This window comes from Peptoniphilus sp., from assembly GCF_022767005.1.
Lineage (GTDB): Bacteria > Bacillota > Clostridia > Tissierellales > Peptoniphilaceae > Peptoniphilus_A.
In genome coordinates this window covers 1-26,839 of record NZ_JALEOV010000008.1, presented here as the reverse complement: position 1 = coordinate 26,839, position 26,839 = coordinate 1, and the positions used below count along the sequence as shown (strand labels likewise).

Genomic DNA, 26,839 nt, shown 5'->3' with positions numbered 1-26,839 from the left:
CCTGAATACTGCCCAATTAGATTTTTCGGAAATCGAAGTTATAATGGATTTTATTAAAGTTTAAAAGGTGGATAGTATGATAAAACAATCGTTAAAAATTTTATTTATCTTCATACTGGGGATGGTTCTTATCCCCAGTATATCCCAAGCAAAAAGTAAAGAAATTTATGCAGTAAAGTGTGAAATAAATTATTGCGGAGAAGATATCCAAGCTTTTTATATGAAAGATGCCCTATTCATTAAATTAAGGGATTTCCTAGATTTTTTCGACAAACAAAATGATAGTTTTGTGAATTATGATAGTGCATCAAATAGCGTAATGTTAAATATCCAACCAAAGATGTTGAGAATGAAGAATTCCATTAAAATTAAGCCTGTAAAATCCGATAAAAAAATAAAGCTTTTTAATTCAAGTCATAAATTAATTGCTTATTCAAAAGAAAATAAAGATAATGGAAAGAAACAAGAAATTAAAGGAATGCAGATGTACTTGATTAATGGAGATAACTATGTGCCTTTAAAAGAAATTTGTGAAATTTATAAAATTCCAATGAATCAAAAGAGTGAATATATAACTTTAAACACAAGTGAAATAAGCAAAGTAAATGATAAAAAATTTACACTTGATAACAAGACTATTGGATGTCAATCTATGAATATAGAAGTAATTACAGATGAAGATCTAAATATTAAATCTTTTATTGTAATAGGTAAGTTGAAAGAAGATATTTTGGACACAATCATAAAAAACATTAGTAGTCAAGGACCAGAAGACCCACTAAAAAACGAACCATATAAGGGAACGGTTATAGTAAATATAAAAGCTGATAAGGATGATGATATAACCTTCACATTTATTCCAGAAAATAAAATTGGGAATAAATATTATGTATCATATGGAATAGGTAATGGCAAAACTAAGTACAAGAACCTGAGTGTTAATGTAGGAAAAAAGATATTAGGTCTGATAAATGGTTCTAAATAAAATATAATTTAAGTGTTAATCATAATAGTGTTAGTTGTAAAGACTGACACTATTTTTTTATTAATAGACCTATGCTTTTTAATTATGATATAATTTTAATTTGAATGGAGGTTTTCTAATGAAACTTGGAATCGTAGGACTGCCTAATGTAGGTAAGTCAACTTTATTTAATGCTCTTACAAGTGCTGGTGCTGAAGCTGCAAACTATCCCTTTGCAACTATTGAACCAAATATTGGAGTTGTAAATGTGCCTGATGAACGATTAGATGTCCTTGCAAAATTAAGCAAATCACAAAAGATTGTTCACACAAATATAGAATTTTATGATATAGCAGGTCTTGTTAAAGGTGCAAGTAAGGGCGAAGGACTTGGAAATCAATTTTTATCAAATATTCGTGAAGTTGATGCCATTGTTCATGTAGTAAGATGTTTTGATGACGAAAATATTATTCATGTGGATGGATCTATTGACCCTATTCGTGATATTGAAAATATAAATTTAGAATTAATTTTTTCTGACCTTGAACAAGTTGAAAATAGATATTCAAAGGTTGTAAAAAAGGCGAGAGCAGAAAAATCTCTTGCAAAGGAAAGAGATCTTTTGGAAAAAATTAAAAATGCTCTTGAAAAGGGAAAAGCTGCAAGAGAGGTTGAGCTTGACGAGCAAGAAGAAAAAATCATAAAAAATTATTCTCTTTTAAGTGCAAAACCTGTAATATATGTGTGCAATGTTTCTGAAGAAGATTTAAAAAAAGAAGATAACGAATATGTGAAAAAAGTAAAAGAATATGCAGAAAAAACTGGCGATGAAGTTGTTGTAATATCTGCAGAAATTGAAGCTGAAATTGCAACTCTTGACGACGATGAAAAGGAACTTTTCCTTGAAGAACTTGGTCTTGATTCATCTGGATTAGACAAATTGATTAAGTCAAGTTACAAACTTCTTGGGTTAATTTCTTTCTTAACTACTGGCGAGATGGAAACTAGAGCATGGACTATTAAGAAGGGCTCAAAGGCTCCAACTGCTGCAGGAAAAATTCACTCCGACATGGAAAGAGGATTTATTAAGGCTGATACAGTTAGCTATAAGGATTTAGTTGAGTCAGGTTCTGTTGCCGTCGCAAGAGAGAAGGGACTTATTAGAAGTGAAGGGAAGGATTATGTCGTTGAAGATGGCGATGTAATTGTATTTAAATTTAATGTATAGGTGATTTATGATTAAAATTGTTTCTATGGATTTAGACGAAACTCTTTTAACTACAGATAAAGTTATTACGAAGAGTTTTGAATCCTTTGTGGAAAAACTAAAATCCAATAATATTATTCCCGTAGTTGCTACTGGACGTGAATATTATTCTGCTCACAAATTTGTGGGAGATAATGTGGACATCGACCTTATTTGCAATAATGGAAATGTAATTAGGAGTAATCTCACTGGAAAAGTTGAGTATGTGAATCCAATTAGCAAAGAGGATTTAAAAAGAGTAATGAGTTTTGACGATAATGATAATGTCTACACATCACTTCATATTGAAAGGGATGATGGCATAGATCTTGTTTACAAGAAAAAGAACTTTGAAAGTTTTGAAGGCTCCTATGTTGACGCTTTTAAGGGAAGGAATCTTGGAGTAGATGATTTTGAAAACATAAAGGGCAATCCACTTTCAATTGTATTTGCTGGAAGTCATGATGATTTAGTTGCTCTTAGAAATAGAATGAGAGATGAAATTTCTGACAGATTTAATTTTCACATTATGAAAATTAGAAGAGAGCCAAAGTGGATGCTTGAAGTTTTACAAAAAAGCGGCGACAAATTTTTTGGGATAAAAAAATATGCAGAAAATAGAAATGTGGATTTAAAAAATGTTGCTGCTATTGGCGATGATTCTAACGATGTAATGCTAATAGAAAATGTTGGACTTGGCATTGCAATGAAAAATGGAGTAAAAAGACTTAGAGAAGTTGCAGATGTAGTTTCTCAATATGACAACAATAATGATGGAGCAGTAAAAATTTTAGACAAGGTTTTATTTGGTGATTAAATGAATATTAACTGGTATCCAGGTCATATGAAAAAGACAATTGAGGATATTGAGAAAAAATTAAAACTCGTGGATTTTGTAATAGAGATTATTGATTCTCGCATTCCCTTCTCAAGTAGAAATCCTCTTTTTAAGGACCTTTTAAAAAACAAAAAAAGACTTTTAATATTTAATAAGTCTGATTTATCAAATCCAAAATTAAATGAAGAGTGGATGAGAAGAATTACCGATGAAAATAATTTTGCAATTTCTTACAATGCAATGAAGCCAAATGTGGCTCTAGTCGTAAAGAAATCTGAGGAATTAATGTCTGAAGAGATAAAAAAATATAAGGACAAGGGTCTTAATAAGGGGCCGCTTCGTGCAATGATTGTAGGTATACCAAATTCTGGAAAATCAACTTTTATAAATTCGATTTCTGGCACAAAATCTGCAAAAACTGGGAACAGACCTGGAGTTACAAAGACAAATCAGTGGATAAAAATTCATTCAAAACTTCATCTGTTAGACACACCGGGGGTTTTGTGGCCAAAGTTTGAAGAAAAAGTTGGACTTAATCTAGCCTTTACGGGTGCGATAAAGGATGAAATTATGGATAGAGAAACTCTCTCTTTAAAATTAATTGAAAAATTAAAAAAAATTGCGCCAAAGTCAATAGAAGAGAGATATAAAATTTCCAATGTCGAAAATATGGAACCAATTGAAATCATGGACGAAATTGGAAAGAGCAGAGGCGCACTTATGCGCGGTGGATTAATAGATTATGAAAAAGTTTCTGGAATTATTTTAGATGAATTTAGGAAGGGAACTCTTGGAAGAATAACCTTGGAGGAACCAGATGAATTTTTATAAATTTGAAGATGAATATTACGACAAGGGATACAAAAATATTTGCGGAATTGACGAAGTTGGAAGGGGCTGCCTTTTTGGCGATGTAGTTTCTTGTGCAATTATTATGCCAAGGGACGAGTACATCGATGGAGTTGATGATTCAAAAAAGTTAACACCGAAAAAAAGAGAGGAACTCTATACAAAAATTTTAGAATCTTGCATTGCCGTTGGAATTGGAAGGGCAAGTGCAGATATTATTGATAAAGTAAATATAAAAATGGCGACTCACATTTCTATGATAAATGCTCTTGAAAATTTGCGCGACAAGGAAAATAAAAAGGTTAATGCAGATTGTGTTTTAATAGACGCAGAAACCATAGAAACTGGAATTTTTCAACATGCAATTATTAAGGGCGATGAGTCTTGCTATTCTATTGCCTGTGCTTCAATTATTGCAAAAGTTTATCGAGATGATCTTTGCAACAAGTGGGCAGAAGAATATCCTCATTATGGCATTGAAAAACACAAGGGATATGCTACAAAATATCATAGAGATGCTCTAAAGGCTTATGGTCCAACTGATATGCACAGAAAATCTTTTTTGAAGAATATGAAACTATGGTAGGACACAATTTATTTTTTGGCAATCGTGGAGAAGACATTGCTACAAAATTTTTGGAGAAAAAGGGTTATGTAATTTTAGAGAGAAATTATAGAGCTCTTGGCACAGAAATTGACATAATAGCAAGGGATAAAGACGAGATTGTCTTTGTTGAAGTAAAATCTCGTAACTCAAGAAAATATGGCGATGCCTACGAAGCTGTTACGGAATTTAAAATGCAAAATATAATTCAAACTGCCACAGCGTATATTATGGAAAAAAATCTTTACGACATAATGGTTCGCTTTGATATAATTGAAATTTATTTTAATGAAAAGGAAATCAATCACATAGAGTCTGCATTTACGCTTTCATAAACTAGGTTAAGCCTAGTTTTTTTTATTTTCAAATAATGTTTGATTATTAAAAGAGTTGTGTTATTATAGTTAATAGAAAAAACATAGTAATTTTGTATGAATTATTTTTTATAAATGGAGGAAGTATGACAGAGTTATTGAGAATTGAAAATTTAAGCGCAGGCGTGGAAGATAAGGAAATTTTAAAAAATATAAATTTAAAAATTAATTATGGCGAAGTGCACGTAATTATGGGACCAAATGGTTCTGGGAAATCTACACTTGCCAATGTGATCATGGATAATCCAGTTTACAATGTAACTAGCGGAAAAATATTTTTAGATGGAGAAGATATTACAGACCTTACAACTGATAAGAGGGCAAATAAGGGACTTTTTATGTCTTTCCAAACTCCCGAAGAAGTTCCGGGAATTTCTGTGGAGAATTTTATTAGGACAGCAAAATCTTTGAAGGAAGATAAGACAATTTCTATTTTAAAGTTTAAAAAAGAAATAAAAAAGGAAATGGAAGAGTTAAAAATGGATTCTTCTTACGCTGAAAGATATCTTAATGTCGGATTCTCTGGTGGAGAAAAAAAGAAAAATGAAATTCTTCAAATGCTCATGTTAAATCCAAAACTTGCAATTTTAGATGAAACTGATTCAGGGCTTGATGTTGATGCAACGAGAATTGTATCAAGGGGAATTGAAAAATTCTTGAATAAAGACAATGCAGTTTTAATTATTACTCACCACAAGGAATTAATCGACAACATTAAACCAGATTTTGTTCATGTAATTTTAGATGGACAAATTGTAAAAGAAGGAGACGCTTCTCTAATTGATAAAATCGAAAAAGATGGATTTAATTGGATAAGAGAAGAGGTGAAATAATTGACTAAGATGGATAAAACTTATGTAGAAGACATGGATCGTGGAGTCTACGACATTAAAAATAAATTTACATTTAGATCAAAAACTGAAAAGGGCCTTACAGAAGAAATTGTTAGACAAATTTCCAAGGAAAAGGAAGAACCGGAATGGATGCTTGAAAGTAGACTTAAAGCATTAAAAATTTTCAACGAAAAGAAGAATCCAGAGTGGGGTCCAGATTTATCTGAAGTCGATATGGATGAAATTACAACTTATATTAGACCTGACGCAGATATGAGTGATGACTGGAAAAATGTTCCAGAGGAAATAAGGGATACCTTTGACAAACTAGGGATTCCTGAAGCGGAGAAGGAATTTATGTTGTCTGGAGTTGGGGCACAATATGATTCTGAAGTTGTATATCACAATATTCAAAAATATTTGTCTGACCAAGGAGTAATTTATACAGATTTTGAAACTGGATTAAAAAAATATCCAGAAATTGTAAAAAAGTATTTTGGAAAATGTATCACTCCAAATCTTCACAAATATGCAGCTCTTCACTATGCCGTTTGGTCTGGTGGCTCCTTTGTATATGTTCCAAAGGGAGTAAATGTAGACATACCTTTACAATCTTATTTCAGGCTTAACGCACCAGGCGCAGGTCAATTTGAACATACCCTTATAATTGTGGAAGAAGATGCTTATTGTCATTTCATCGAAGGTTGTTCTGCTCCAAAGTATAATGTAATAAATCTTCATGCAGGAGCCGTTGAACTTTTTGTTGGCGAAAATGCAACTCTAAGATACTCAACAATAGAAAATTGGTCGAGAAATATGTATAACTTAAATACAAAGAGAGCTATTGTTGAGAAAAATGGAAAAATTGAATGGGTTTCAGGTTCCTTTGGTTCAAAAGTTTCAATGCTATATCCGGCATCAATTTTAGTTGGGGAAAATGCAAGCAGTGAATTTACTGGGATTTCTTTTGCAGGTGAAGGACAAAATCTAGACACAGGTGCACAAGTTGTTCACGCAGCACCTCATACTAAGTCAACTATTAACACAAAATCAATTTCAAAATCTGGAGGAATTGCTATTTATAGAGGACTTGTTGAGATAAAGGAAAATGCAGTGGGCTCAAAGAATTCAACCTCCTGTGAATCATTAATGCTTGATAGCGAGTCCCGTTCAGACACAATACCAACTATAAAAATAGAGAATAATGACATTGACATTGGACATGAAGCAAAAATCGGAAGAATTAGTGACTCTGTGATTTTTTATTTGATGTCAAGAGGAATTTCTGAACAAGAAGCGAGGGAAATGGTCGTAAGAGGATTTGCAGAACCAATTGCAAAGGAACTTCCTATGGAATATGCAGTTGAAATGAATAATCTAATTAACCTTGAACTTGTTGGATCAATTGGGTAGGTGAAAGATGAATATAATTGGAAATGAAATTGCCTTTAAAACTTTTAGTTTTTTAAAGGTAAATGAAACTGAAATAAAAATCCCAGAAATCAAAGGGAAATTATATAGAGAAGAAGGAGAAAAAAATCCAGGAGAAATTTCTGAATTTGAAAAAATAAAATATGGAATTTCATCTGACGCACTGGAATTAAATAGAAAATATTTAAACTATTACAATTCCTATGTGGCAAAGGAAGGAGAAGTCAAAGAGGATTTCAAATTATTTGAACTAGATGATGAGTATTGTGAACTTTTTGACCTTCAGCACATAATTGCAGAAAAAAATTCAAAATTGAAAGTTATACTTGACTACACTTCCTCAGGCAATTGTGAAAAATTTAGAAATTCTGTTATAAAAGTTCTTGCAAAAGAAAATTCAGAAGTAGAAGTTTTTGTAATAGTAAGAGATGATGATAAATCTTTAGTTCTCGAGTCTATTGGAATTTTCACAGAAGATGACGCAAAGGTATCTGTTCACCAATATGAACTTGGTGCATCAAAACTATACACAAACTATAAAGCAGAGCTTATTGGTGAAAGATCCTCTTCGTTTGTAGATTCAATTTATTTTGGACAAAAAGAGGAATATTTAAATATGAATTACGACATGATTCATAGAGGTAAAAAGACTAAATCAGATATTTTGGTTAATGGAGCATTAAAGGACAAGTCCTTTAAAAACTTTAAGTCAAACCTACAATTTATAGAAGGTGCAAAGGGCGCTGTTGGCTCTGAAGAGGAGTATTCAATTTTGCTTGACGACACAGTTCATTCAATTTCAGTGCCACTAATGCTTGCCCATGAAGATGATGTAGTAGGCAATCACGCATCAAGTGCTGGAAAACTTGACATGAATCAAATATTTTATCTAATGAGCAGGGGAATTAGTCACGACGAAGCAGAAGCACTAATAGTTGAATCAAAATTTTCTCGTGCAATTGACGCATTGGCAGATGAAAAATTAAAAGAAGAAGTTTGGAATTCAGTTAGACAAATTATAAAGAGAGGAAATTAATATGTTTACAAATAAAGAGATAGAAGATATAAGAAAAGAGTTTCCCTTTTTAAAATTGAAGCCCAATGGAAAAAATATTGTCTATTTTGACAATGGGGCAACAACACAAAAGCCTCGTGAAATTCTAGAGAATATTCAAAAATTTTATGAAACTGAAAATGGAAATCCACATAGGGGAGCACATTATCTTGCAATGAAATCGACAGAAGTTTATGAAAATGCAAGACAAAAAGTTGCAGATTTTGTAGGAGCAAAAAAGGCAAGCGAAATTGTATTTTTAAGAAATGCAACAGAAGCGCTAAATTTAATTGCCTATTCCTATGGACTTAATAATTTAAGTGAAGGCGATGAAATTTTAATTTCAATAATGGAGCACCATTCAAATTTAGTTCCTTGGCAACAAGTTGCTAAAAAAACTGGTGCAAAGTTAAAATATTTATATATAGACGAAGACAAGCAAATTCCTTTTTATGAAATAGAAGAGAAGGTTACTGAAAAGACAAAGATTGTATCTATTACAGGAGCATCTAATGTAGTAGGAACAAACCCAGACATTGAAAAAATCGTGAAGTATGTGAGAGAAAATTCAAGTGCAAAAATTATTTTAGACGGTGCACAACTTGTACCTCACAGAAAAGTAAATGTAAGTGAACTTGATGTTGACTTCTTAGCATTTTCAGGACACAAAATGTACTCTGCTCTAGGAATAGGTGTGCTTTACGGAAAAGAAGACATATTAAATGAAATGGAACCCTTCCTATCAGGAGGCGATATGATAGAGTATGTTTATGAAGATCATACAACTTTTTTGAATGCACCACAAAGATTTGAAGCAGGAACTGCAAATGTTGAAGGAGCAGTAAACCTTGCGGCAGCCATTGACTTTGTAAATAAATATGGCATGGAAAGAATTGACGATTACGAAAGATATTTAACTGACTACTGCTACGAAAAATTAATTAAATTAGATTATCTTGAAGTTTATACAACTAGCAACAAAAACAGAGCACCAGTAATATCTTTTAACTTTAAAGAAGCTCATCCTCACGATGTTGCATCAATCTTAGACACTTATGGCATTGCAATAAGATCAGGTCATCACTGTGCACAACCACTTCACAGATTTTTAGGTTCAAACTTCTCTTGTAGAGCAAGTTTTGCAATTTATAACACAGTTGAAGAAATTGATTATTTCGTAGAACATCTTGAAGATGTAAGGAGGGTTTTAGGCATTGAATCTCGATAATATTTACACAGAATTAATTTTGGAACATTCTAGAAATAAACACAATAGACATGAATTAGAGGATTACACCCACAAAGAACTTGGACATAATCCAAGTTGTGGCGATGAAATCACTCTACAATTAAAAGTACAAGACGGAATTATAAAAGATATTTCCTATACAGGACATGGCTGTGCAATTTCACAAGCATCTACGTCAATTATGTGCGACAATGTAAGGGGAATAACTGTAGAAAAGGCTATTGAAAGAGCAAAGAAATTTATTGGAATGGTAAAGGGCGAAGTTAAAGATCCCGATGAGCTTGAGGAACTTGACGATGCCATAGCTTTTGAATCCATTAGCAATCTTCCAGCAAGGGTAAAGTGTGCAGTTCTTTCGTGGTACACTTTAAAAGATATGTTAGAAAACAATAAAGAAGAAGGATCTTTTATTCCATCATGAGAGGTGATTAAATGAAACTTTCGACAAAGGGCCGTTATGGTTTAATGGCAATGTATAATTTAAAAGAAAATTCAGGCAAGGGTCCCATTGCACTAAAAGATATTGCAAAAGAAGAAAATTTATCGGAATCTTATTTAGAACAACTTTTTTCTCTTTTAAAAAAAGCCGACCTTGTCAAATCAATAAGAGGAGCAGGTGGAGGTTATGTTTTATCGAGAGACCCAAAGGATATTGCTATTGGAGAAATAATAAATGCTCTTGAAGGCGACATTTCACTTTCTTGCTGTGATCTTGGCAAGAACGCTAATTGCGGAAAGCTAAAGGATTGTGCAACTAGAGATATACTTTCAAAGTTGCAAGGACAAATTGAAGATGTAATGGAGTCTATGACTCTGGCAGACATGTGAGGTAAATATGATTTACATGGACAATGCTGCTACTACAAAGATCACAGAGAATGTACTAAATGCCATGCTTCCCTATTTGAGAGAAAATTATGGGAATGCATCGGCAATTTATTCTCTAGGACAAAAGTCTAGAGCGGCAATTGAAAATTCTAGAATAAAAATTGCAGAAATCTTAAAAGTAAAACCAAGCGAAATTTATTTTACTTCATCAGGATCTGAATCTGACAACTGGGTCATAAAAGAAACATTGAATCCAAGAGAAAAAAATCATATAATATCATCAAAGATAGAACATCCAGCTATTTTAAATTCACTTAAATCAGTTGAAAGATTTGGCAATGAAACTTCTCTAATTTCAGTTGATGAAGAAGGATTTGTGAATTTAGATGAATTAAGTGAAAAAATAAAGGACAACACAAAATTAATTTCCATAATGTTTGCAAATAATGAAATAGGTACTATTGAGCCGATTTCTGAAATTTCAAAAATTGCTCGAGAAAAAAATATTTTATTTCATACAGATGCAGTGCAAGCTATGGGTAATGTTAAATTTAATTTAAAAGATTTAGATGTGGATATGCTTTCTATATCAGGTCATAAGCTTGGTGCTCCCAAGGGAATTGGAATTTTATACATCAAAGAGGGTGTAGAAATTTTTCCCTTTATAGATGGTGGAGAACAAGAAAGAGGTATGAGAGCCTCCACAGAAAATGTTGCATCCATAGTTGGCATAGCAAAAGCAATAGAAGATGCCTATGCAAATATTGATGAGAATATAAATTACACAAGTGATTTAAGAGATTATACTATTGAAAAACTTTTAAATATAAAGGGAATTATTTTTAACGGTCCAAAAGATAGGAGACTTCCTGGAAATATAAATATTACGCTAAAGGATACTAAACCACAAACCATGGTGCAATACCTTGATATGTATGATATATGTGTTTCATCTGGATCTGCTTGTGCAGCAGGAAGTATAAATCCATCCCATGTCCTTAGGGCAATTGGAAGAAGTGAAGAGGATTCTCTTTCCATGCTTAGACTTTCTATAAATCACAATAACACAAAAGAAGAATGTGATTATGTGGTGGAAAAAATAAGTGAAGGGATGAAAAAGTTCAAGAACAGGTGATAATATGTTGGAACAAATTTCCGGTAATGCTGCAAGATTTATGATTTATGCCCTTGTAATATTATCTATATTTCTAATATTTTTGGCAATTTATTATCTAATAAATATTGGAAATAGATATATAGAAGGCAAAAAAAGAATAAACATAGATCTACATTTCATTACGAAAATATTTTTAGGGATTTTAGTTCTCTATTTAATAACAATAATTTTTAACAAGTTCACAATTCTAGGTTACACTCTTTCTTCTGCTATTATTGCAATTATTTTTGCATACATAATAGATCCAATAGTAAATTATTTGGAGAGAAAGGGAATTAAAAGACAGTTTGGAGTAATAATAGTTTATATTTCTGTTATTTTAATTTTTGTGGTTTTAATAGTTTCGGTAATACCAAAAACTATTAACGAGGTTTCAAATTTACTTACAAGCTTACCTGCAATGGTGGACACACTTACTAAAAACGTAAATGATTTCTTGACGCAGATTTTTGCAAAATTTAATATTGAACTTCCAGAAAACTTTATAGACATCTACAAAGAGTCCAATCCAAAGGCTGGGGTAGATGTTAAGACACCACAAATTGTATCAAATATTTTAAATTCCATGACAAAAACTATTAATGATTTAGTTACAAAAATTCAAGGCTCACTTATGAGTTCACTTTCTGGAGTTTTTTCAAAAGTATATGGAGCATTGACTGGTGCCTTTAGATTAGTATTAATAATTATATTTTCATTTTATTTTTCTGTGGACAAGGAAAAATTTACTCACAAAGTAAAAAAATCTATTCCAAACAAATATAGAGATGACATTACATTTTTGGCAAATAGAATTGACATAGCTCTTCAACAATTTATTAGAGGAAGAATGTTAATGGCAATTTTCGTTGGAATACTCACGATGATTTATTTATTGATATTAAGAGTTGACTTTGCAATAATTATTGGGCTTATTACTTGTGTTGCAGATATTATTCCATATGTGGGACCTTTCCTTGGATGTGTTCCTGCAGTTTTATTTGCATTAGTAGATTCTCCAGTAAAAGCATTTTGGGTGATGATTTTATTCGTAGTAGTTCAATGGACGGAAAATAATATTCTCGCGCCAAAGCTTATCGGAGATAGTACAGGACTAAATCCATTACTTGTTTTAATTTCAATAATCATAGGTGGAGGAATCTTTGGCGTTTGGGGAATGGTAATCTCTGTTCCAATTACATCAATTATATTTATACTAATTGATTTTGCAAAAATAAAATACAACGACAAATATAGCTCTAATTGACATTCATATTCTTTATAATTATAATATTTATAGCACATCCTCCCAGGGAATGGGAGGATTTTTAATAGGAGTTGTTTATGAAATATTTAGGTTTACACGATATAAGAACTGAGTTTTTAAAATTTTTTGAATCAAAAAGTCACTTGATATTACCAAGTTTTTCGCTAATTCCAAAAAATGACAAGTCCCTTCTTTTAATCGGTGCAGGAATGGCACCAATGAAAAAATTCTTTACTGGAGAAGAAATTCCACCTGCAAAGAGAGTTACAACTTGCCAAAAATGCATTAGAACTGGCGATATAGACAATGTAGGTTTAACTGATAGGCACGCAACATTTTTTGAAATGCTAGGAAATTTTTCCTTTGGCGATTATTTTAAACACGAAGTAATTCCTTGGGCTTGGGAATTTTTAACAGTTAATCTTGAAATTTCAAAGGAAGATCTTTGGGTTACTGTTTATAAAGATGACGATGAAGCATACAATATTTGGAGGGATGTAATTGGAATTCCTGAAGAAAAAATTATTAGACTTGGAAAGGAAGATAATTTTTGGGAACTTGAGGTAGGTCCAAGCGGTCCATGTTCAGAAATTTATGTCGACAGAGGATTAGAATATGGCTCAGAAGATGAAAGACCTGGTGGAGAAGGCGACAGATTTATCGAAGTTTGGAATTTAGTTTTCACACAATTTGATAAAGATGAAAATGGAAATTACAATCCACTTTCACATCCAAATATTGACACAGGAATGGGTCTTGAAAGAATTGCCACTGTTTTACAAAAGACAGACAATATTTTTGAAATTGACGCAATAAAAGATATTATAAAAGAAATTGCAAAAGTTTCAGGCAAAAAATATGGCGAAGATAAAAAGGCTGACATTTCTTTTAGAGTTATAACTGACCATATAAGAGCAATGACTTTTATGATTTCTGATACAATAGTACCTTCAAATGAAGGAAGGGGTTATGTATTAAGAAGACTTATAAGAAGGGCTGCAAGACATGGAAGAAAATTAGGAATAAAGAGAGCTTTTCTTTTTGAAATTGCAGATTTAGTAATTGATTCTTGGGGCGATCAATATAAAGAGTTAAAAGAAAACAGAGAATCTATTAAAGAAATAATTAGAAGAGAAGAAGAAAAATTCTTAGAAACTATTGACGATGGGCTTGTAAGACTTAATGCTCACATTGAAGAAATGAAGGCAAATAATGAAAAATTGTTAGAGGGCAAAAAAGCCTTTAAGCTCTATGACACATATGGCTTTCCAATTGATTTGACAGAAGAAATCTTAAAGGAAGAAGGTCTTGATGTCGACATGGCTGGATTTGAAGAAGAAATGGAACTTCAAAAGAAAAGAGCAAGAGATGCAAGAGATGACAAAAATGTAGGCTGGGCAAATCAAGACAACAAGCACCTATTTGAAGGAATTTCCAATGAGTTTTTAGGTTACGAAAAAAATGAATGTGAAGGAAATATTATAAGAATTATTTCTGAAGACGATAAAATTGTTGATTATATAGATGAAGGCAAAAGGGGAATTGTGCTCCTAGATAAAACTACTTTTTATGGTGAAAGTGGTGGACAAGTAGGAGATACTGGAGAAATTATTTCCGATAAATTTAGACTAAAGGTAACAGACACTAAAAAGACTAAGGATGGACTTCACCTTCATTTTGTAGAAGTTGAAGAAGGAAAACTAGAAAAAGCTCCCGTTAGAGCCATTATTGATGTTGCTAGAAGAAATAATATAAGAAGAAATCACTCTGTAACTCACTTACTTCACAGAGCATTAAAGGACGTTCTTGGTAACCATGTAAATCAAGCCGGTTCATTAGTTATGCCTGACAGAATGAGATTTGACTTCTCTCATTTTGAGGCAATGTCAAAGGAAGAAATTGATAAAGTTGAAAAAATTGTAAACGAAAAGATTTTTGAAGCTCTTCCTGTTGAAACTAAGATTACGAGTTTAGATGAAGCAAAGAAAATGGGTGCAATTGGTCTATTTGAAGACAAATATCACGAAGAAGTTAGAGTTATTTCCATGGGAGATTACTCTCGTGAACTTTGTGGCGGTACTCATGTATCAAATACTTCTGAGATTTCCATGTTTAAAATACTATCTGAAAGTGGTATAAGTAATGGGATAAGAAGAATTGAATCAATAACAGGTCCTGCTGTTTTAAAGTACTTAAATGAATTAAAGGATGAACAAGAAGAAATAGCGAAGGAATTGAAATCAAATAAAGATGAAATTCTACAAAAGATAAAATTAAACAACAAAAATCTTAAGGAAGCAAATAAAGAAATTGAAAGACTTGAACACGAAATGGCAAAGGATCAAATTTCAGGGCTTCTTGATTCAGTTAAAGTTAAAAATGGCATAAATTATGTAATTAAAAAATTCGATGGGGTAGATGTAAATACACTTCGTGATTTAGCCGATGAAGTTAGAAGTAAAGTTGGTTCAGTTGTAGTTTTATTTGCGACAGTAAATGATGGAAAGCTTAACTTTGTATGTGCAGTTTCTAAAGACTTAGTTGAAAAGAAAATTGCTGCTGGCAAAATTATAAAAGAAATTGCAAAAGTTGCTGGTGGAGGCGGTGGCGGCAGACCAGATATGGCAACTGCCGGTGCTAAGGATTTAGATAAAGTTGAGGAAGCTCTTAACAAACTAGGCGAACTATTATAATATTATCAAAATAGATATTTTATGATATAATTTATCTGGGGGTAATTATGGATCAAAACAATAATACACAAATATTTGAAAAAAGCAGTTTGGAACAAGAGAGAATTAAGAGTGTTTTAAAGGTTGTTTACAATGCTCTAGAGGAAAAAGGATATAATCCTTCTGACCAAATTATTGGATATATATTATCTGGCGATCCAACATATATTACAAGTCATGATAATGCAAGATCCATGATTCAAGAAATAGAGCGTGATGAACTTTTACAAGAAATGTTGAAAGTTTATTTAGAAAAAATTTGAGATGGCTAGACCATCTCTTTTACATATTATATATGTACCTGTAAAGGTTGTGGTTATATGAATAGAGTTTTAGGCCTTGATGTTGGCGATGTATGGATTGGAGTAGCTATATCTGATGCTCTCATGCTTACAGCGCAACCTCTTATGACTATAAAAAGAGATTCCAACAAAAGTGTCTATGATAAAATTCATGACATAATAAAAGAAAATAATGTTGAAAAAATAGTGGTAGGTCTTCCAAAGAACATGAACAATACTATTGGACCACAAAGTGAAAAAGTAATGAAGTTTGCAGAAAAATTGAAAAATAAATTTGGTATTGAAATTGAGTATGTTGACGAAAGAATGACCACTTTGATGGCTGAGCAAGTTTTAATAGCTGGTTCTGTTCGAAGAGAAAATAGAAAAAAATATATAGATAAAATTGCAGCCACATATATTCTGCAAAGCTATCTGGATAGAATAAATTTATAGGTGATAAAATGGAAAAAATAAAATTGTATGATGAAAATAATGTTGAAGTTGAATTTTTTGTAGATGCAAAATTTTCAATTGACGACACAGATTATGTTGCACTCTATACAGATGAAAAAGAACCAGAAATCTATATATTAAAAGTGATAGAAGATGAATTTGGTGAAGAGCTTCTTTCAGGGATTGATGATGATGAACTTGAAGAAGCAAAAAAAGCTTATGAAGAACTTTTGGATGAATTAGAATAGGTGAGAATATGGATTTAAACATTGATCCTGTTAAAAAGATCTTAAAAGATAGTGGTTATAAATACACTAAACAAAGAGCAAAGGTTTATGAAATTTTTTTGGACAACAAAGATAAGCATATGGCTACTGAAGAAGTTTATAATTTAGTTGCAAAAAAGGATCCTGAAATGGGAATTGCAACTATTTATAGGACTGTCCAATTATTTCACAAGCTGGGTATTTTAGATCAAATTGTATTTGATGACAATGTCATAAGATATGAACTTAGGGTTCCAAAAGAAGGTCATAGACACCATCATCTTATCTGCATAAATTGCGGAAAAGTAGAAGAAATTGATATTGACAATTTAAATGAGCTAGAAGCTAAAGTTGAAAAAGAAAAGAATTTTAAGATAGTTGACCACACTCTAAAATTTATGGGTTATTGCGAAGACTGCCGCCACAAATTTGAGGAGAAGGCAAATTAATGAAAAATACTAATAAGGTGAAGATTATTCCCCTGGGAGGACTTCACGAGATTGGAAAGAATCTTACAGTTATAGAATACAGAGATGATATTATTATTGTCGATTGTGGTATGACTTTCCCAGAAGACGAAATGCTTGGCATTGATGTAGTAATACCAGATGTAACTTATTTGGAAAATAATAAAAATAGAATTAGAGGTCTTGTATTAACGCACGGTCATGAAGACCACATTGGCGCAATTCCTTACGTTCTAAGAAAACTAGACCTAGATATTTATGGAACAGGTCTTACTATTGGTCTTTTAGAAAACAAGTTAAAGGAACATAGGCTTTCAAGAGACAAGCTTCATGTAGTAAATGCTGGTGATGTAGTTAAACTTGGGAAAATGGAAGTTGAATGGATTAGTGTAAATCACTCTATACCTGATGCTTGTGCCCTCGCTATAAAGACACCTCTTGGGTATATTTATCATTCGGGAGACTTTAAAGTTGATTTTACACCGATTAGCGGAAAGCCAATTAACTTGACTAGGATAGCGGAAATTGGCGAAAAAGGTGTGTTGGCGATGATTGGCGAAAGTACAAATGTGCTTAGACCGGGCTACACAATGAGTGAATCAAAAGTAGGAGAAACTTTTAATAGACTTTTCCAAAATTTACAAGACAATAGAATTATAATTGCAACTTTTGCATCAAATGTTCATAGAGTGCAACAAATTATAAATTCTGCAGAAAAATACGGCAGGAAAGTTGTTTTATCGGGCAGATCAATGGTAAATGTAACGGAAACGGCTAGAAGACTTGGTCAATTTAGAGTTAAGAAAGATACCTTTGTGGATATCAAAGATATGGATAAATACGATGACAGCGAGCTTGTGTTAATTACAACAGGTTCACAAGGAGAGCCTATGTCTGCGCTTACTAGAATTGCCTATGGTGAACATAGAAAGATTCAACTTACTCCAAATGATGCTGTAATTTTATCTGCTACACCAATCCCTGGGAATGAAAATGCAGTTACAAAAGTTATAAATAGACTTCTTGAAAGAGGAGCAAAGGTAATTTATGAAACTCTTTCAGAAATTCACGTTTCAGGGCACGCTTGTCAGGAAGAATTAAAATTAATTCTAAGCTTAGTAAAGCCAAAGTACTTTATTCCTGCTCACGGCGAAGTTAGACATCTCATGAAGCACGCAAAGATTGCAACTCAAATGGGAATACCAGAAGAAAATATTTTTATAATGGAAAATGGAAACTGCCTTGAGATTTCACAAAAAGACGCAAAATTAGTTGGCGACGTTCCTTCAGGAAATATTTTAGTAGATGGACTTGGCGTAGGAGATGTTGGCAATATTGTCCTAAGGGACAGAAGACATCTTTCTGAAGATGGACTAATTATTGTTGTGATAACTATTACAAAAGAGGGAAAAGTGGTATCAGGACCTGACATAATATCAAGGGGCTTTGTATATGTGAGAGAGTCTGAAGATTTAATAGAAGAGGCAAAAAATGTTGTCAGAAAAATATTAAAAGAAGATTCTAGAGATAATCTCAAGGATTGGAATGGACTAAAGTCAGATATTAGGGACAATTTGAGATCATACATTTTCAAAAATACAAAGAGAAATCCTATGATTTTGCCAATTATTATGGAGGTTTAGGATATTTAGGGAATCTGTTAGGTTCCCTTTTTTAGAGGGATTATGCCAAATATAAATTACGATTATATAGAAAATTATTTGAGAAATTTAAAAGATATTAAAGATGAAAAACTTAGGGCTATGAGCGATTATGCAGAGAAAAATCACGTTCCCATAATCGAAAGAGAAAGCGAAGAATTTATAAATTTTTTAATATCTATACAAAAACCAAAAAAAATTCTTGAACTTGGAACAGCAATTGGTTATTCGTCAATTTCCTTTGCAAAGAGAAATAAATCAATAGAAAAAATTGACAGTGTTGAATTGAAAATGGAAATGGTAGAGATTGCAAGGAAAAATATTTCTGACTGTGGTTTAGAAAAAATTATTGAAGTTCACGAAAGTGATGCCTATGATTTTTTAGTTGACTTAGATGAAAAATACGATTTAATATTTATAGATGCGGCAAAGGGTCAGTATGAAAAATATTTTGAATCAGCACTTAAAAATTTAACTGAAAAGGGAATTATTATCTGCGATAATGTTCTGTTCAAGGGCATGATTGCTGAGGATTCCCTTGTTAAGAGAAGAAAAATAACAATAGTAAAAAGACTTAGAAAATTTTTAAAAGATATTTCGGAAGATGAGAGATTTATATCTTCCGTAGTGCCAATTGGAGATGGCGTACTTTTAGTTAGGAGAAAAGATGAAGAAGATTGAACTTTTAGCACCAGCTGGTGATGTTAATAAATTAAAAACTGCTGTGGAATATGGTGCAGATGCAGTTTATCTTGGAGGAGAAAGTTTTGGGCTTAGAAAGGCATCAAAGAATTTTTCCATAGATGATATTAAGTGGGCAGCAGATTATTTGCACGAAAGGGGAAAGACTCTTCATGTAACTTTAAATATAATACCTCACGACAAGGACATTGTTGGGGTTGAAGATTATATTAAAAAGTTATATGAAATTGGAGTTGACGCACTAATAGTTGCCGATCCTGGAATGTTTATGAAGGTGAAAAAAGTTGCTCCTGATTTTCAAATTCACATCTCTACTCAGGGTTCAGTTACAAATGCTGAAACTGTAAAGTTTTGGAAAAAGCTTGGTGCAGAAAGAGTTGTAATGGCAAGAGAATTAAGTTTAAAGGAAGTTTCTGATATAATTAAACAAGTTGGAGATTCCATTGAAATCGAAACTTTTGCTCATGGAGCTATGTGTATGTCCTATTCAGGAAGATGTCTGCTTTCAAATTACATGACTGGAAGAGATGCTAATATGGGCGATTGTGCACAACCTTGCAGATATAAATATCACTTAGTTGAAGAAAAAAGACCAGGCGAATATTTTCCAATTGAAGAGCATGATGAAGGGACTTTTATCATGAATTCAAAGGACCTTTGTATGATTGAGCATATTGACGATTTAATCGAAGCGGGTATTTCAAGTCTTAAAATTGAAGGCAGAGTAAAAAGTGAATACTATCTTGCAACTGTAATAAGATCTTACAGAATGGCGATTGATGCTTATTATGCTGATCCTAAGAATTATAAGTACGATCCTTATCTTTTAAAAGAGATTAAAAAAGTAAGTCATAGAGATTTTACTACTGGATTCTTTTATGGAAAAGCAAATGAAAGCTCTCAAGTTTATGAAGACAATTCTTATATAAGGGGCTATGACTTTGTTGGAATTGTGTTAGATTATGATGAAAATTCAAAGGTTGCAACTATTGAACAAAGAAACAGAGTTTTTGTTGGAGATGAAATAGAAATTTTTGGACCTGGAATAAAACATTTTGACTACAAAATTGAAGAAATGTTAGATGAAAAGGACAATGAAATTGAAGTTGCAAATAAGGCAAAGCAAATTTTTAAAATAAAAATAGAGGAACCTATTAAGAAGGGATTTATTTTGAGGAGAGAAAATGAGTAATAAAGCCTGCATTATTGGCATATGTGGTGGAAGTGGCAGCGGAAAAAGCACTGTAACAAAAAAATTAATTGAACTTATTGGAAGAGAAAATGTGTCTGTGATTGAACAAGATTCTTATTACAAGGATCAGTCAAACCTAGTCTTTGAAGACAGGATAAAGACAAATTACGACCATCCACTTGCCTTTGATAATGACCTTTTGTATGAACATTTAAAGATGCTAAAGGAAGGAAAAGAAATTGAAAAACCAATTTACGATTTTTCAATGCACAATAGAAAAAAGGAAAAGGAAATTGTAATTCCAAAACCAATAATTATTTTAGAGGGGATTTTGATTTTTAACGAAGTAAATTTAATTGACATAATGGATATAAAAGTCTTCGTCGACACAGATGCTGACGTGCGCATAATAAGAAGAATTAAAAGAGATATGAAGGAGAGGGGAAGGTCTTTAGAGTCTGTAATTGAGCAGTATCTATCAACAGTCAGACCATCTCATCTTCAATTTGTTGAACCTTCAAAGAGGTACGCAGACATAATTGTACCTGAAGGCGGAGAAAATGAAGTTGCTATTGATCTTTTATACCAAAAAATTAAATCTTTAGTGTAAAAATAATTGACAATATAAAATCTATGTGTTATCATATCTTTTGTTATTAAAGAAGAAGTCCGCTTCTCACCTAATGGCTAAGTCATATAGGTTATTTTAAAATTATGATGAATTTGCGGGCATCTTTGGGTGCTCGCTTTTTTAATTTACGGAGGTGCTTAGAAATTAAAGAACTTCAAATCAATGAAGAGATAAGGGAAAAAGAAGTCAGATTAGTAGATGATGAAGGCAATCAATTAGGAGTTGTACCTAAATCGCAAGCCATAGATTTGGCTATATCTAAAAAGCTGGACTTAGTAAATGTTGCGCCAAACGCAAAACCACCAGTATGTCGTTTAATGGACTATGGTAAATACAAATACGACACAGAGAAAAAGGAAAAAGAAGCTAAGAAAAAACAAAAGGTGATCAATATTAAGGAGCTTAGATTTACTCCAAATATTGAAGATCATGACTTGAATACAAAAGCCAATAGAGCTATTGATTTCTTAAAAAATGGTGACAGAATTAAGGTTTCAGTTAGATTTAGAGGTAGAGAAATGGGTCACACTGATCTAGGACAAGAAGTTCTCGATAAATTTTATGATTTAATTTCTGAGTATGGAGTTGTGGACAAAAAACCTAAAATGGAAGGAAGAAATCTTGTGATGTTCCTTTCAGAGAGAAAAGACAAGGACAAGTCTGATAATTAAGGAGGATTTTTATGGCAAAAATGAAAACTCACAGAGCTTCCGCGAAGAGGTTTAAGAGAACTGGTTCTGGAAAGCTTAGAAGATTTTATGCTTATAAAGGACATAAAACTGGTAAGAAAACTGCTAAAAGACTAAGAAAACTTAGAAAGGGCAGTTTAGTTTCTAAAGGTGATCAAAAGAGAATTGATCACATGATCCCTTAATAGGAGGTAAAGATGGCTAGAGTAAAAAGAGGCGTTAACGCTAAAAAAAGACATAATAATATCCTAAAACAAGCTAAGGGATATTTTGGTGCTAAATCAAAATTATTTAGAACTGCTAATCAAGCTGTTATGAAATCTCTTAACTATGCATATATTGGTAGAAAACAAAGAAAAAGAGATTTTAGAAAACTTTGGATTACAAGAATTAATGCTGCTGCAAGAATTAACGGAATGAGCTATTCAAAATTCATCAGTGGTCTTAAGAAAGCAAATGTAAATATAAATAGAAAAATGCTTTCTGAAATGGCTATTAATGATCCACAAGGCTTTGCAAAATTAGTTCAAATTGCAAAAGAACAATAATAATGCTCCCTTTTGGGAGCTTTTTTGCATAATAAATATATAAATATATTATAATGAGGGTACTATGATTAGAAAATTAAAAAAGAATCCGCCTCTAATAGTTTGCCTTTCTTTTTTTGCGCTAATTTTTTTTGGAGCATGTTTATTGGATCTTCCAATTGCAAGTGCAAATGGCGAGAGAATTGGATTTTTAGATGCATTTTTTACATCTACATCGGCATCTTGTGTTACAGGACTTATTGTTGCAAACACGGCTAGTCAGTGGACTGTTTTTGGCAAAGTTGTAATTATTCTTTTAATTCAAATTGGTGGACTTGGCACAATGGTATTTTTGTCCCTTGTTGCTATGGTATTTAACAAGCGAATTGGAATTACAGAGAGAAGAATTATAAGAGAGCAAACTAATGCAGACACAAGCAAGGGAATTATTAGACTTGTAATTTATATTATAAAATTTAGTTTAAGTGTTGAGTTAATTGGAGCAATATTACTCGCTACAAAATTCATTCCTGATTTTGGCATTGAAAAGGGGATTTTATTTTCAATTTTTCATTCAATATCTGCTTTTTGTAACGCAGGTTTCGATATTACAGGAAATTCTCTTATAGATTATGTATCTGATTTTACGGTTAATATTGCAATTTCTCTTTTAATAATTTTTGGAGGATTAGGTTTTACAGTTTTTATCGATATTTACAGAAAGAAAAATTTTAAGAATTTAAACTTACATTCAAAGATTGTTACTTCAGTAACTGCAATACTTATTTTAGTTGGAACAATTGCATTTTTCTTAATTGAACACAATGGTAGTGCTATGGAAGGTTTGACATTAAAGGGAAAAGTTTTATCATCTTTTTTTATGTCAGTTACAGCAAGGACGGCAGGATTTAATTCTATTGATATTTCAAAAATGCAAGAGAGTTCCTTAATTGTAACTATTATGTTGATGTTTATCGGTGCATCTCCGGCATCAACTGGTGGTGGAATTAAGACAACGACTTTTGGAGTTTTATTATTTTCCACTATTTCATTTCTAAGAGGAAATAAAGAGACAGAAATATTTCACAAGACAATATCTCACGAATCACTTATCAAATCACTTTGTATATTTACATTGAGTTCTGCCTTGATAATTTTTTCTTCTCTATTAATTACAATTAATGAACAAGGAAAATTTTTATACTTGGACATTCTTTATGAAATAGTATCTGCTTTCGGAACAGTTGGTATTAGTAGAGGGATTACTGCAAATTTAAGTTCTCTTTCAAAAATTGTTTTAATAATTTTAATGTATCTTGGAAGAGTTGGAGCTGCAACTTTGGGCATTGGTATTTTAAATAGAAAAACAAAAAAACACACGAGATATTCAGAAGGAAAAATTATAGTGGGGTAATTATGAAGACATTTATTGTATTTGGCTGCGGTAGATTTGGTTCAACTGTTGCCACAAGATTATATGATTTAAAAAATGATGTTGTAATTGTAGATAGTGATGAAGAAAAAATTGACGCGATTTCGCAAAATGTTACTGAAGCAATTATATGTGACCTTGAAGATGAAAAGTCAATGACAGAACTTGCATTAAAAAATTATGATGTTGCAGTAGTTGCCATTGGAGAAAACTTGGAAGCTGCCATTATGGCAGTCCTTGCATCAAAGGAAGCTGGAATCGAAAAAGTTGTTGCAAAAGCACCTAATTATAGGTTTGGAAAAATTTTATTAAAATGTGGTGCAGATAAAATTATTTTTCCTGAAAGAGAAATGGGTTATAGGCTCGCAAATAATTTGTCAAATGATTCTTTATTGGATTCTAACGAAATTTCTAAGGGCTATACAATTTTTGATTTTGAAGCAAGTGCAAAGATGAATGGAAAAGAAATACAAGATTTGAAACTTAGAGAAGATTATAATTTTAATGTTCTAATGGTTAAGAGAGGTGGAGAAAATTTTGTAAATCCAGTAGCGTCTTTTAAAGTCAAAGAAGAGGACACTTTGACGGTTTTAGGTTCAGAAAAAGATATTAAAAAGTTCACAGAAAATAATTAATTTTATGGCTGCAAATTTAATTTTGTAGCCTTTTTTTCTTGGAAATAAAAAAATTACTTTATGAAAATTTACTTTGTTTACAGAATCAATTTTTTAAACTACAATTAAGTAAATGCATATGAAAAGAGGTAATCTAATGAAAAAATTAAAAAAACTTTTGCTTGTTGGTTTAATTGCAACATCTTTAGTTGCCTGCAACAAGACAAGCTCTACTAATAAAGCAAAAGGAGAGCCACCTAAAGAACCAGAAAAAATAGTTTATTACACACCACTTACTCACGAAGAAAGAGAAGATGAAGAGCAAGAAAAGAACAAAATCTTTGCTGTAATGCTAGACAATCACGACGATGCAAGACCACAAGCACAAATCTCTAAAGCCGATATAATATACGAGTATAGAGTTGAGGGCGAATACACTAGATATATGGCACTTTTCCAAAGTAATTTACCTGAAGGTGTGGGACCAGTTCGTTCTGCAAGACCATACTTTGTACAGACTGCAAAGGAATACAATGCAATATATGCTCACTGGGGAGGATCTGAAGCTGGACTTGCTGAAGTTAGACATAGAAATGTCGTCGACCTCGATGGAATTGCCCTAGAAGGAATTGTTTTTCATAGAAACAAAAATGTTGGAAAGCGTGCACCACACAATGGATATATTTCCCTTCCTGAACTTGAAAATTATTTGATAAAAAAGGGCATTGATGAGAAGGACAACACTGCATCACTTAATTTTTACAATGAGGGCGAAAATATTGTTGGAGAAGATGTAAAGGAAATAACTTTAAACTTTAACAGAAATTATAAAACTAATTTTGTATATGATGAAGCAACTGGTAAATACAAATATATTCGCAAAGGACAAGCTGTAACTGACGAAGCAACTGGCGAAGAATTTAAGACAGATAATTTAATAGTTTTGTTTCAAAAGGGAGTAGTAGCAGGACCTAAGGGTACTCTAAAGATTGCAAACATAGGAACTGGCACAGGGCTTCTTCTTCAAAAGGGAAAACTTGCACCAATCACATGGGAAAAAGCAAACGAGGATGCGAAAACAATTTTTAAAGATGCTGAAGGTAAAGAAATTAAATTTTATCCGGGAAGAACTTTCATATCTGTTGTTGACGAAGAAAAAAACGCAGTTTATGAAAAGCCACAGGCAGAAAATCCTGAAGGAGAACAAAAACTTAATTCAAACACAAATGCAAAAGTTGAAAGTGAAGGCATAAAAAAATAAAATTTTTAAACTCATTCTTTTGGGTAAATATTCTTTGAGGTGATATTATGATTAATATGACAAAAATTGATTACGTTATAAATACAACTGGAGCAAGTTATGAAATAGTTAGAAAAGCACTTTTAGATAGTGACGGAGATGTAGATCTTGCCATAGAATTTATTAAAGAAGGAAAGTATAAAGAAAAAGTTGAATCTTCTAAAGTTTTTGAAAGTGAAGAAGAAAAAACATCTTATGAAAATCGCGAAAATAAAAGTGGCAGAGAATATGTTGACGAAGTTATAAAGTATCTTGATGAAATTGTCGATGCAATAAAAGAAATTTGGAGAAAGGGAAATGCAAGTAGACTTATTGTAGAAAAGGACAATGAAACAGTCCTATCTCTTTCATTAACTACATCTGCAATTGGTATGATTTTAGCACTTCCAGCATCACTTATTGGAATTTCTGCAGCTTATATTTATGACTATTCCTTTAAAATTATTATGGAAAATGGCGAAGTAATTGATGTCAAAGAATATTTAAAGGACAAGAGTAAATTTTTATAAAACTTGAATATTAAAGCCCTTCGGGGCTTTTTTCTTTAATATTGTGAGGAGAAAAATGGTAATTACAAGTAAAAATAACGATACATATAAATTTTTAAAAAATTTAAAAGAAAAAAAATATAGACAAGAATACGGGCTTTTTATGGTGGAAAAACCTGTTGTAATGGAAGAAGCAAGGGACTTTGTGCCAAAATACATTGCCATAAATGAGTCTTCCTATAAAGAAAATAAATTTCAAAGTATTATAAAAAATATTGAGGAAGAAAATGTATATATTTTCTCAGATAATATTTTTAAAAATCTTTGCGATACAGTAACTTCTCCAGGTATAATCGCATATTACAAAGAAGTTCACAGAGATTTTGAAAAAAATTCTGGTAAATTTTTATATTTAGATGACATTAGAGAGCCAGGTAATCTTGGAGGAATTATTAGATCTGCTCATGCCTTTGGACTTGATGGAATAATAATTTCGCCAAACTCCTGTGACCTTTACAATCCAAAAACTGTTAGGTCTTCTATGTCTTCTATTTTTAGAGTCCCTATTTATTTTATGAGTAGGGAAGATTTAGTAGATTTAGATTACAATATTATTGCAACATCGCTTAACAATTCAACTTCCATAAGGGATTATAAATTTAAAGATAGGGACATTGTGGTAATAGGAAATGAAGCAAAGGGAGTTTC

The 26,839-nt window shown here is 32.0% G+C and carries 31 protein-coding genes and 1 other annotated feature; all 31 genes read left to right on the top strand.

Annotated elements, in window-relative coordinates; translation table 11 throughout:
* Nucleotides 1-76 precede the first annotated feature (76 nt).
* Nucleotides 77-985, top strand: a complete 909-nt coding sequence (locus tag MR285_RS00620) for a hypothetical protein (protein WP_293557185.1) — start codon at nucleotides 77-79, stop codon at nucleotides 983-985.
* Between the two features lie 118 nt (nucleotides 986-1,103).
* A complete protein-coding gene (gene ychF, locus MR285_RS00615) occupies nucleotides 1,104-2,192 on the top strand; it encodes a redox-regulated ATPase YchF (RefSeq protein ID WP_293557184.1) in 1,089 nt (362 codons plus the stop codon).
* A 7-nt stretch (nucleotides 2,193-2,199) separates the two neighbouring features.
* A complete protein-coding gene (locus MR285_RS00610; protein WP_293557183.1) occupies nucleotides 2,200-3,027 on the top strand; it encodes an HAD-IIB family hydrolase in 828 nt (275 codons plus the stop codon).
* Entirely contained in the window at nucleotides 3,028-3,879 is an 852-nt protein-coding gene (gene ylqF, locus MR285_RS00605) for a ribosome biogenesis GTPase YlqF (protein WP_293557182.1), read from the top strand. It abuts the gene before it with no gap.
* The gene (locus tag MR285_RS00600) at nucleotides 3,866-4,483 is read left to right on the top strand and encodes a ribonuclease HII (RefSeq protein WP_293557181.1); all 618 of its coding nucleotides are present in this window, start codon (nucleotides 3,866-3,868) and stop codon (nucleotides 4,481-4,483) included. The genes ylqF and MR285_RS00600 overlap by 14 nt, the downstream gene beginning before the upstream one ends.
* Entirely contained in the window at nucleotides 4,477-4,836 is a 360-nt protein-coding gene (locus MR285_RS00595; RefSeq protein WP_293557180.1) for a YraN family protein, read from the top strand. The genes MR285_RS00600 and MR285_RS00595 overlap by 7 nt, the downstream gene beginning before the upstream one ends.
* A 125-nt stretch (nucleotides 4,837-4,961) precedes the next feature.
* Nucleotides 4,962-5,708: a Fe-S cluster assembly ATPase SufC gene (gene sufC / locus MR285_RS00590; protein ID WP_293557179.1), complete on the top strand. Its 747-nt coding sequence runs from the start codon at nucleotides 4,962-4,964 to the stop codon at nucleotides 5,706-5,708.
* Between the two features lie 9 nt (nucleotides 5,709-5,717).
* Nucleotides 5,718-7,121, top strand: a complete 1,404-nt coding sequence (gene sufB, locus MR285_RS00585) for a Fe-S cluster assembly protein SufB (protein ID WP_293557186.1) — start codon at nucleotides 5,718-5,720, stop codon at nucleotides 7,119-7,121.
* A gap of 7 nt (nucleotides 7,122-7,128) precedes the next feature.
* Nucleotides 7,129-8,175 carry a SufD family Fe-S cluster assembly protein gene (locus MR285_RS00580; protein WP_293557178.1) on the top strand — a complete coding sequence of 349 codons (1,047 nt, stop codon included), beginning with the start codon at nucleotides 7,129-7,131 and terminating at the stop codon, nucleotides 8,173-8,175.
* Nucleotide 8,176: 1 nt separating this feature from the next.
* Nucleotides 8,177-9,421 carry a cysteine desulfurase gene (locus tag MR285_RS00575; RefSeq protein WP_293557177.1) on the top strand — a complete coding sequence of 415 codons (1,245 nt, stop codon included), beginning with the start codon at nucleotides 8,177-8,179 and terminating at the stop codon, nucleotides 9,419-9,421.
* Nucleotides 9,408-9,863 carry a Fe-S cluster assembly sulfur transfer protein SufU gene (sufU, locus tag MR285_RS00570; RefSeq protein ID WP_293557176.1) on the top strand — a complete coding sequence of 152 codons (456 nt, stop codon included), beginning with the start codon at nucleotides 9,408-9,410 and terminating at the stop codon, nucleotides 9,861-9,863. Before MR285_RS00575 ends, sufU begins: the two co-directional genes overlap by 14 nt.
* Before the next feature lie 11 nt (nucleotides 9,864-9,874).
* Nucleotides 9,875-10,270: an Rrf2 family transcriptional regulator gene (locus tag MR285_RS00565; protein WP_293557175.1), complete on the top strand. Its 396-nt coding sequence runs from the start codon at nucleotides 9,875-9,877 to the stop codon at nucleotides 10,268-10,270.
* Nucleotides 10,271-10,277: 7 nt separating this feature from the next.
* Nucleotides 10,278-11,405: a cysteine desulfurase family protein gene (locus tag MR285_RS00560; RefSeq protein ID WP_293557174.1), complete on the top strand. Its 1,128-nt coding sequence runs from the start codon at nucleotides 10,278-10,280 to the stop codon at nucleotides 11,403-11,405.
* Nucleotides 11,406-11,409: 4 nt separating this feature from the next.
* Nucleotides 11,410-12,693, top strand: a complete 1,284-nt coding sequence (locus tag MR285_RS00555; protein ID WP_293557173.1) for an AI-2E family transporter — start codon at nucleotides 11,410-11,412, stop codon at nucleotides 12,691-12,693.
* 77 nt (nucleotides 12,694-12,770) lie between these two features.
* Entirely contained in the window at nucleotides 12,771-15,386 is a 2,616-nt protein-coding gene (gene alaS, locus MR285_RS00550; protein WP_293557172.1) for an alanine--tRNA ligase, read from the top strand.
* Nucleotides 15,387-15,433: 47 nt separating this feature from the next.
* The gene (locus tag MR285_RS00545; protein ID WP_293557171.1) at nucleotides 15,434-15,688 is read left to right on the top strand and encodes an IreB family regulatory phosphoprotein; all 255 of its coding nucleotides are present in this window, start codon (nucleotides 15,434-15,436) and stop codon (nucleotides 15,686-15,688) included.
* A 57-nt stretch (nucleotides 15,689-15,745) separates the two neighbouring features.
* Nucleotides 15,746-16,162, top strand: coding sequence for a Holliday junction resolvase RuvX (gene ruvX, locus MR285_RS00540; protein ID WP_293557170.1), 417 nt, complete (start codon nucleotides 15,746-15,748; stop codon nucleotides 16,160-16,162).
* 8 nt (nucleotides 16,163-16,170) lie between these two features.
* On the top strand, nucleotides 16,171-16,410 hold the full coding sequence (locus MR285_RS00535; protein WP_293557169.1) for a DUF1292 domain-containing protein: 240 nt from the start codon (nucleotides 16,171-16,173) through the stop codon (nucleotides 16,408-16,410).
* Between the two features lie 8 nt (nucleotides 16,411-16,418).
* A complete protein-coding gene (locus tag MR285_RS00530; RefSeq protein ID WP_293557168.1) occupies nucleotides 16,419-16,877 on the top strand; it encodes a Fur family transcriptional regulator in 459 nt (152 codons plus the stop codon).
* Nucleotides 16,877-18,538, top strand: a complete 1,662-nt coding sequence (locus MR285_RS00525; protein ID WP_293557167.1) for a ribonuclease J — start codon at nucleotides 16,877-16,879, stop codon at nucleotides 18,536-18,538. The genes MR285_RS00530 and MR285_RS00525 overlap by 1 nt, the downstream gene beginning before the upstream one ends.
* Nucleotides 18,539-18,580: 42 nt before the next feature.
* A complete protein-coding gene (locus tag MR285_RS00520) occupies nucleotides 18,581-19,237 on the top strand; it encodes an O-methyltransferase (RefSeq protein WP_293557166.1) in 657 nt (218 codons plus the stop codon).
* Entirely contained in the window at nucleotides 19,224-20,450 is a 1,227-nt protein-coding gene (locus tag MR285_RS00515; RefSeq protein WP_293557165.1) for a U32 family peptidase, read from the top strand. The genes MR285_RS00520 and MR285_RS00515 overlap by 14 nt, the downstream gene beginning before the upstream one ends.
* A complete protein-coding gene (gene udk / locus MR285_RS00510) occupies nucleotides 20,443-21,060 on the top strand; it encodes a uridine kinase (RefSeq protein ID WP_293557164.1) in 618 nt (205 codons plus the stop codon). Before MR285_RS00515 ends, udk begins: the two co-directional genes overlap by 8 nt.
* A gap of 43 nt (nucleotides 21,061-21,103) precedes the next feature.
* Nucleotides 21,104-21,211: a sequence feature (ribosomal protein L20 leader region), on the top strand.
* Complete coding sequence (infC, locus tag MR285_RS00505; RefSeq protein ID WP_293557163.1) at nucleotides 21,165-21,752, top strand: translation initiation factor IF-3; 588 nt, start codon at nucleotides 21,165-21,167, stop codon at nucleotides 21,750-21,752. (Overlaps the previous feature by 47 nt.)
* 11 nt (nucleotides 21,753-21,763) lie before the next feature.
* Nucleotides 21,764-21,955 carry a 50S ribosomal protein L35 gene (gene rpmI / locus MR285_RS00500; RefSeq protein ID WP_293557162.1) on the top strand — a complete coding sequence of 64 codons (192 nt, stop codon included), beginning with the start codon at nucleotides 21,764-21,766 and terminating at the stop codon, nucleotides 21,953-21,955.
* A gap of 12 nt (nucleotides 21,956-21,967) precedes the next feature.
* On the top strand, nucleotides 21,968-22,318 hold the full coding sequence (gene rplT / locus MR285_RS00495) for a 50S ribosomal protein L20 (RefSeq protein WP_293557161.1): 351 nt from the start codon (nucleotides 21,968-21,970) through the stop codon (nucleotides 22,316-22,318).
* Between the two features lie 64 nt (nucleotides 22,319-22,382).
* Nucleotides 22,383-23,711: a TrkH family potassium uptake protein gene (locus MR285_RS00490; RefSeq protein WP_293557160.1), complete on the top strand. Its 1,329-nt coding sequence runs from the start codon at nucleotides 22,383-22,385 to the stop codon at nucleotides 23,709-23,711.
* Between the two features lie 2 nt (nucleotides 23,712-23,713).
* Nucleotides 23,714-24,364: a TrkA family potassium uptake protein gene (locus tag MR285_RS00485; RefSeq protein ID WP_293557159.1), complete on the top strand. Its 651-nt coding sequence runs from the start codon at nucleotides 23,714-23,716 to the stop codon at nucleotides 24,362-24,364.
* Between the two features lie 136 nt (nucleotides 24,365-24,500).
* A complete protein-coding gene (locus tag MR285_RS00480; RefSeq protein WP_293557158.1) occupies nucleotides 24,501-25,604 on the top strand; it encodes a DUF3048 domain-containing protein in 1,104 nt (367 codons plus the stop codon).
* Nucleotides 25,605-25,651: 47 nt separating this feature from the next.
* Nucleotides 25,652-26,152: a DUF4342 domain-containing protein gene (locus MR285_RS00475; protein WP_293557157.1), complete on the top strand. Its 501-nt coding sequence runs from the start codon at nucleotides 25,652-25,654 to the stop codon at nucleotides 26,150-26,152.
* 55 nt (nucleotides 26,153-26,207) lie between these two features.
* Nucleotides 26,208-26,839: RNA methyltransferase (locus MR285_RS00470; protein ID WP_293557156.1), on the top strand; the 632-nt coding region annotated here is incomplete at its 3' end.

Bases quoted from the DNA above. Each gene is read 5' to 3' on its own strand.
- MR285_RS00620 (WP_293557185.1), top strand. From the start codon at position 77: ATGATAAAACAATCGTTAAAAATTTTATTTATCTTCATACTGGGGATG.
- ychF (WP_293557184.1), top strand. From the start codon at position 1,104: ATGAAACTTGGAATCGTAGGACTGCCTAATGTAGGTAAGTCAACTTTA.
- MR285_RS00610 (WP_293557183.1), top strand. From the start codon at position 2,200: ATGATTAAAATTGTTTCTATGGATTTAGACGAAACTCTTTTAACTACA.
- ylqF (WP_293557182.1), top strand. From the start codon at position 3,028: ATGAATATTAACTGGTATCCAGGTCATATGAAAAAGACAATTGAGGAT.
- MR285_RS00600 (WP_293557181.1), top strand. From the start codon at position 3,866: ATGAATTTTTATAAATTTGAAGATGAATATTACGACAAGGGATACAAA.
- MR285_RS00595 (WP_293557180.1), top strand. From the start codon at position 4,477: ATGGTAGGACACAATTTATTTTTTGGCAATCGTGGAGAAGACATTGCT.
- sufC (WP_293557179.1), top strand. From the start codon at position 4,962: ATGACAGAGTTATTGAGAATTGAAAATTTAAGCGCAGGCGTGGAAGAT.
- sufB (WP_293557186.1), top strand. From the start codon at position 5,718: ATGGATAAAACTTATGTAGAAGACATGGATCGTGGAGTCTACGACATT.
- MR285_RS00580 (WP_293557178.1), top strand. From the start codon at position 7,129: ATGAATATAATTGGAAATGAAATTGCCTTTAAAACTTTTAGTTTTTTA.
- MR285_RS00575 (WP_293557177.1), top strand. From the start codon at position 8,177: ATGTTTACAAATAAAGAGATAGAAGATATAAGAAAAGAGTTTCCCTTT.
- MR285_RS00565 (WP_293557175.1), top strand. From the start codon at position 9,875: ATGAAACTTTCGACAAAGGGCCGTTATGGTTTAATGGCAATGTATAAT.
- MR285_RS00560 (WP_293557174.1), top strand. From the start codon at position 10,278: ATGATTTACATGGACAATGCTGCTACTACAAAGATCACAGAGAATGTA.
- MR285_RS00555 (WP_293557173.1), top strand. From the start codon at position 11,410: ATGTTGGAACAAATTTCCGGTAATGCTGCAAGATTTATGATTTATGCC.
- alaS (WP_293557172.1), top strand. From the start codon at position 12,771: ATGAAATATTTAGGTTTACACGATATAAGAACTGAGTTTTTAAAATTT.
- MR285_RS00545 (WP_293557171.1), top strand. From the start codon at position 15,434: ATGGATCAAAACAATAATACACAAATATTTGAAAAAAGCAGTTTGGAA.
- ruvX (WP_293557170.1), top strand. From the start codon at position 15,746: ATGAATAGAGTTTTAGGCCTTGATGTTGGCGATGTATGGATTGGAGTA.
- MR285_RS00535 (WP_293557169.1), top strand. From the start codon at position 16,171: ATGGAAAAAATAAAATTGTATGATGAAAATAATGTTGAAGTTGAATTT.
- MR285_RS00530 (WP_293557168.1), top strand. From the start codon at position 16,419: ATGGATTTAAACATTGATCCTGTTAAAAAGATCTTAAAAGATAGTGGT.
- MR285_RS00525 (WP_293557167.1), top strand. From the start codon at position 16,877: ATGAAAAATACTAATAAGGTGAAGATTATTCCCCTGGGAGGACTTCAC.
- MR285_RS00520 (WP_293557166.1), top strand. From the start codon at position 18,581: ATGCCAAATATAAATTACGATTATATAGAAAATTATTTGAGAAATTTA.
- MR285_RS00515 (WP_293557165.1), top strand. From the start codon at position 19,224: ATGAAGAAGATTGAACTTTTAGCACCAGCTGGTGATGTTAATAAATTA.
- udk (WP_293557164.1), top strand. From the start codon at position 20,443: ATGAGTAATAAAGCCTGCATTATTGGCATATGTGGTGGAAGTGGCAGC.
- infC (WP_293557163.1), top strand. From the start codon at position 21,165: ATGATGAATTTGCGGGCATCTTTGGGTGCTCGCTTTTTTAATTTACGG.
- rpmI (WP_293557162.1), top strand. From the start codon at position 21,764: ATGGCAAAAATGAAAACTCACAGAGCTTCCGCGAAGAGGTTTAAGAGA.
- rplT (WP_293557161.1), top strand. From the start codon at position 21,968: ATGGCTAGAGTAAAAAGAGGCGTTAACGCTAAAAAAAGACATAATAAT.
- MR285_RS00490 (WP_293557160.1), top strand. From the start codon at position 22,383: ATGATTAGAAAATTAAAAAAGAATCCGCCTCTAATAGTTTGCCTTTCT.
- MR285_RS00485 (WP_293557159.1), top strand. From the start codon at position 23,714: ATGAAGACATTTATTGTATTTGGCTGCGGTAGATTTGGTTCAACTGTT.
- MR285_RS00480 (WP_293557158.1), top strand. From the start codon at position 24,501: ATGAAAAAATTAAAAAAACTTTTGCTTGTTGGTTTAATTGCAACATCT.
- MR285_RS00475 (WP_293557157.1), top strand. From the start codon at position 25,652: ATGATTAATATGACAAAAATTGATTACGTTATAAATACAACTGGAGCA.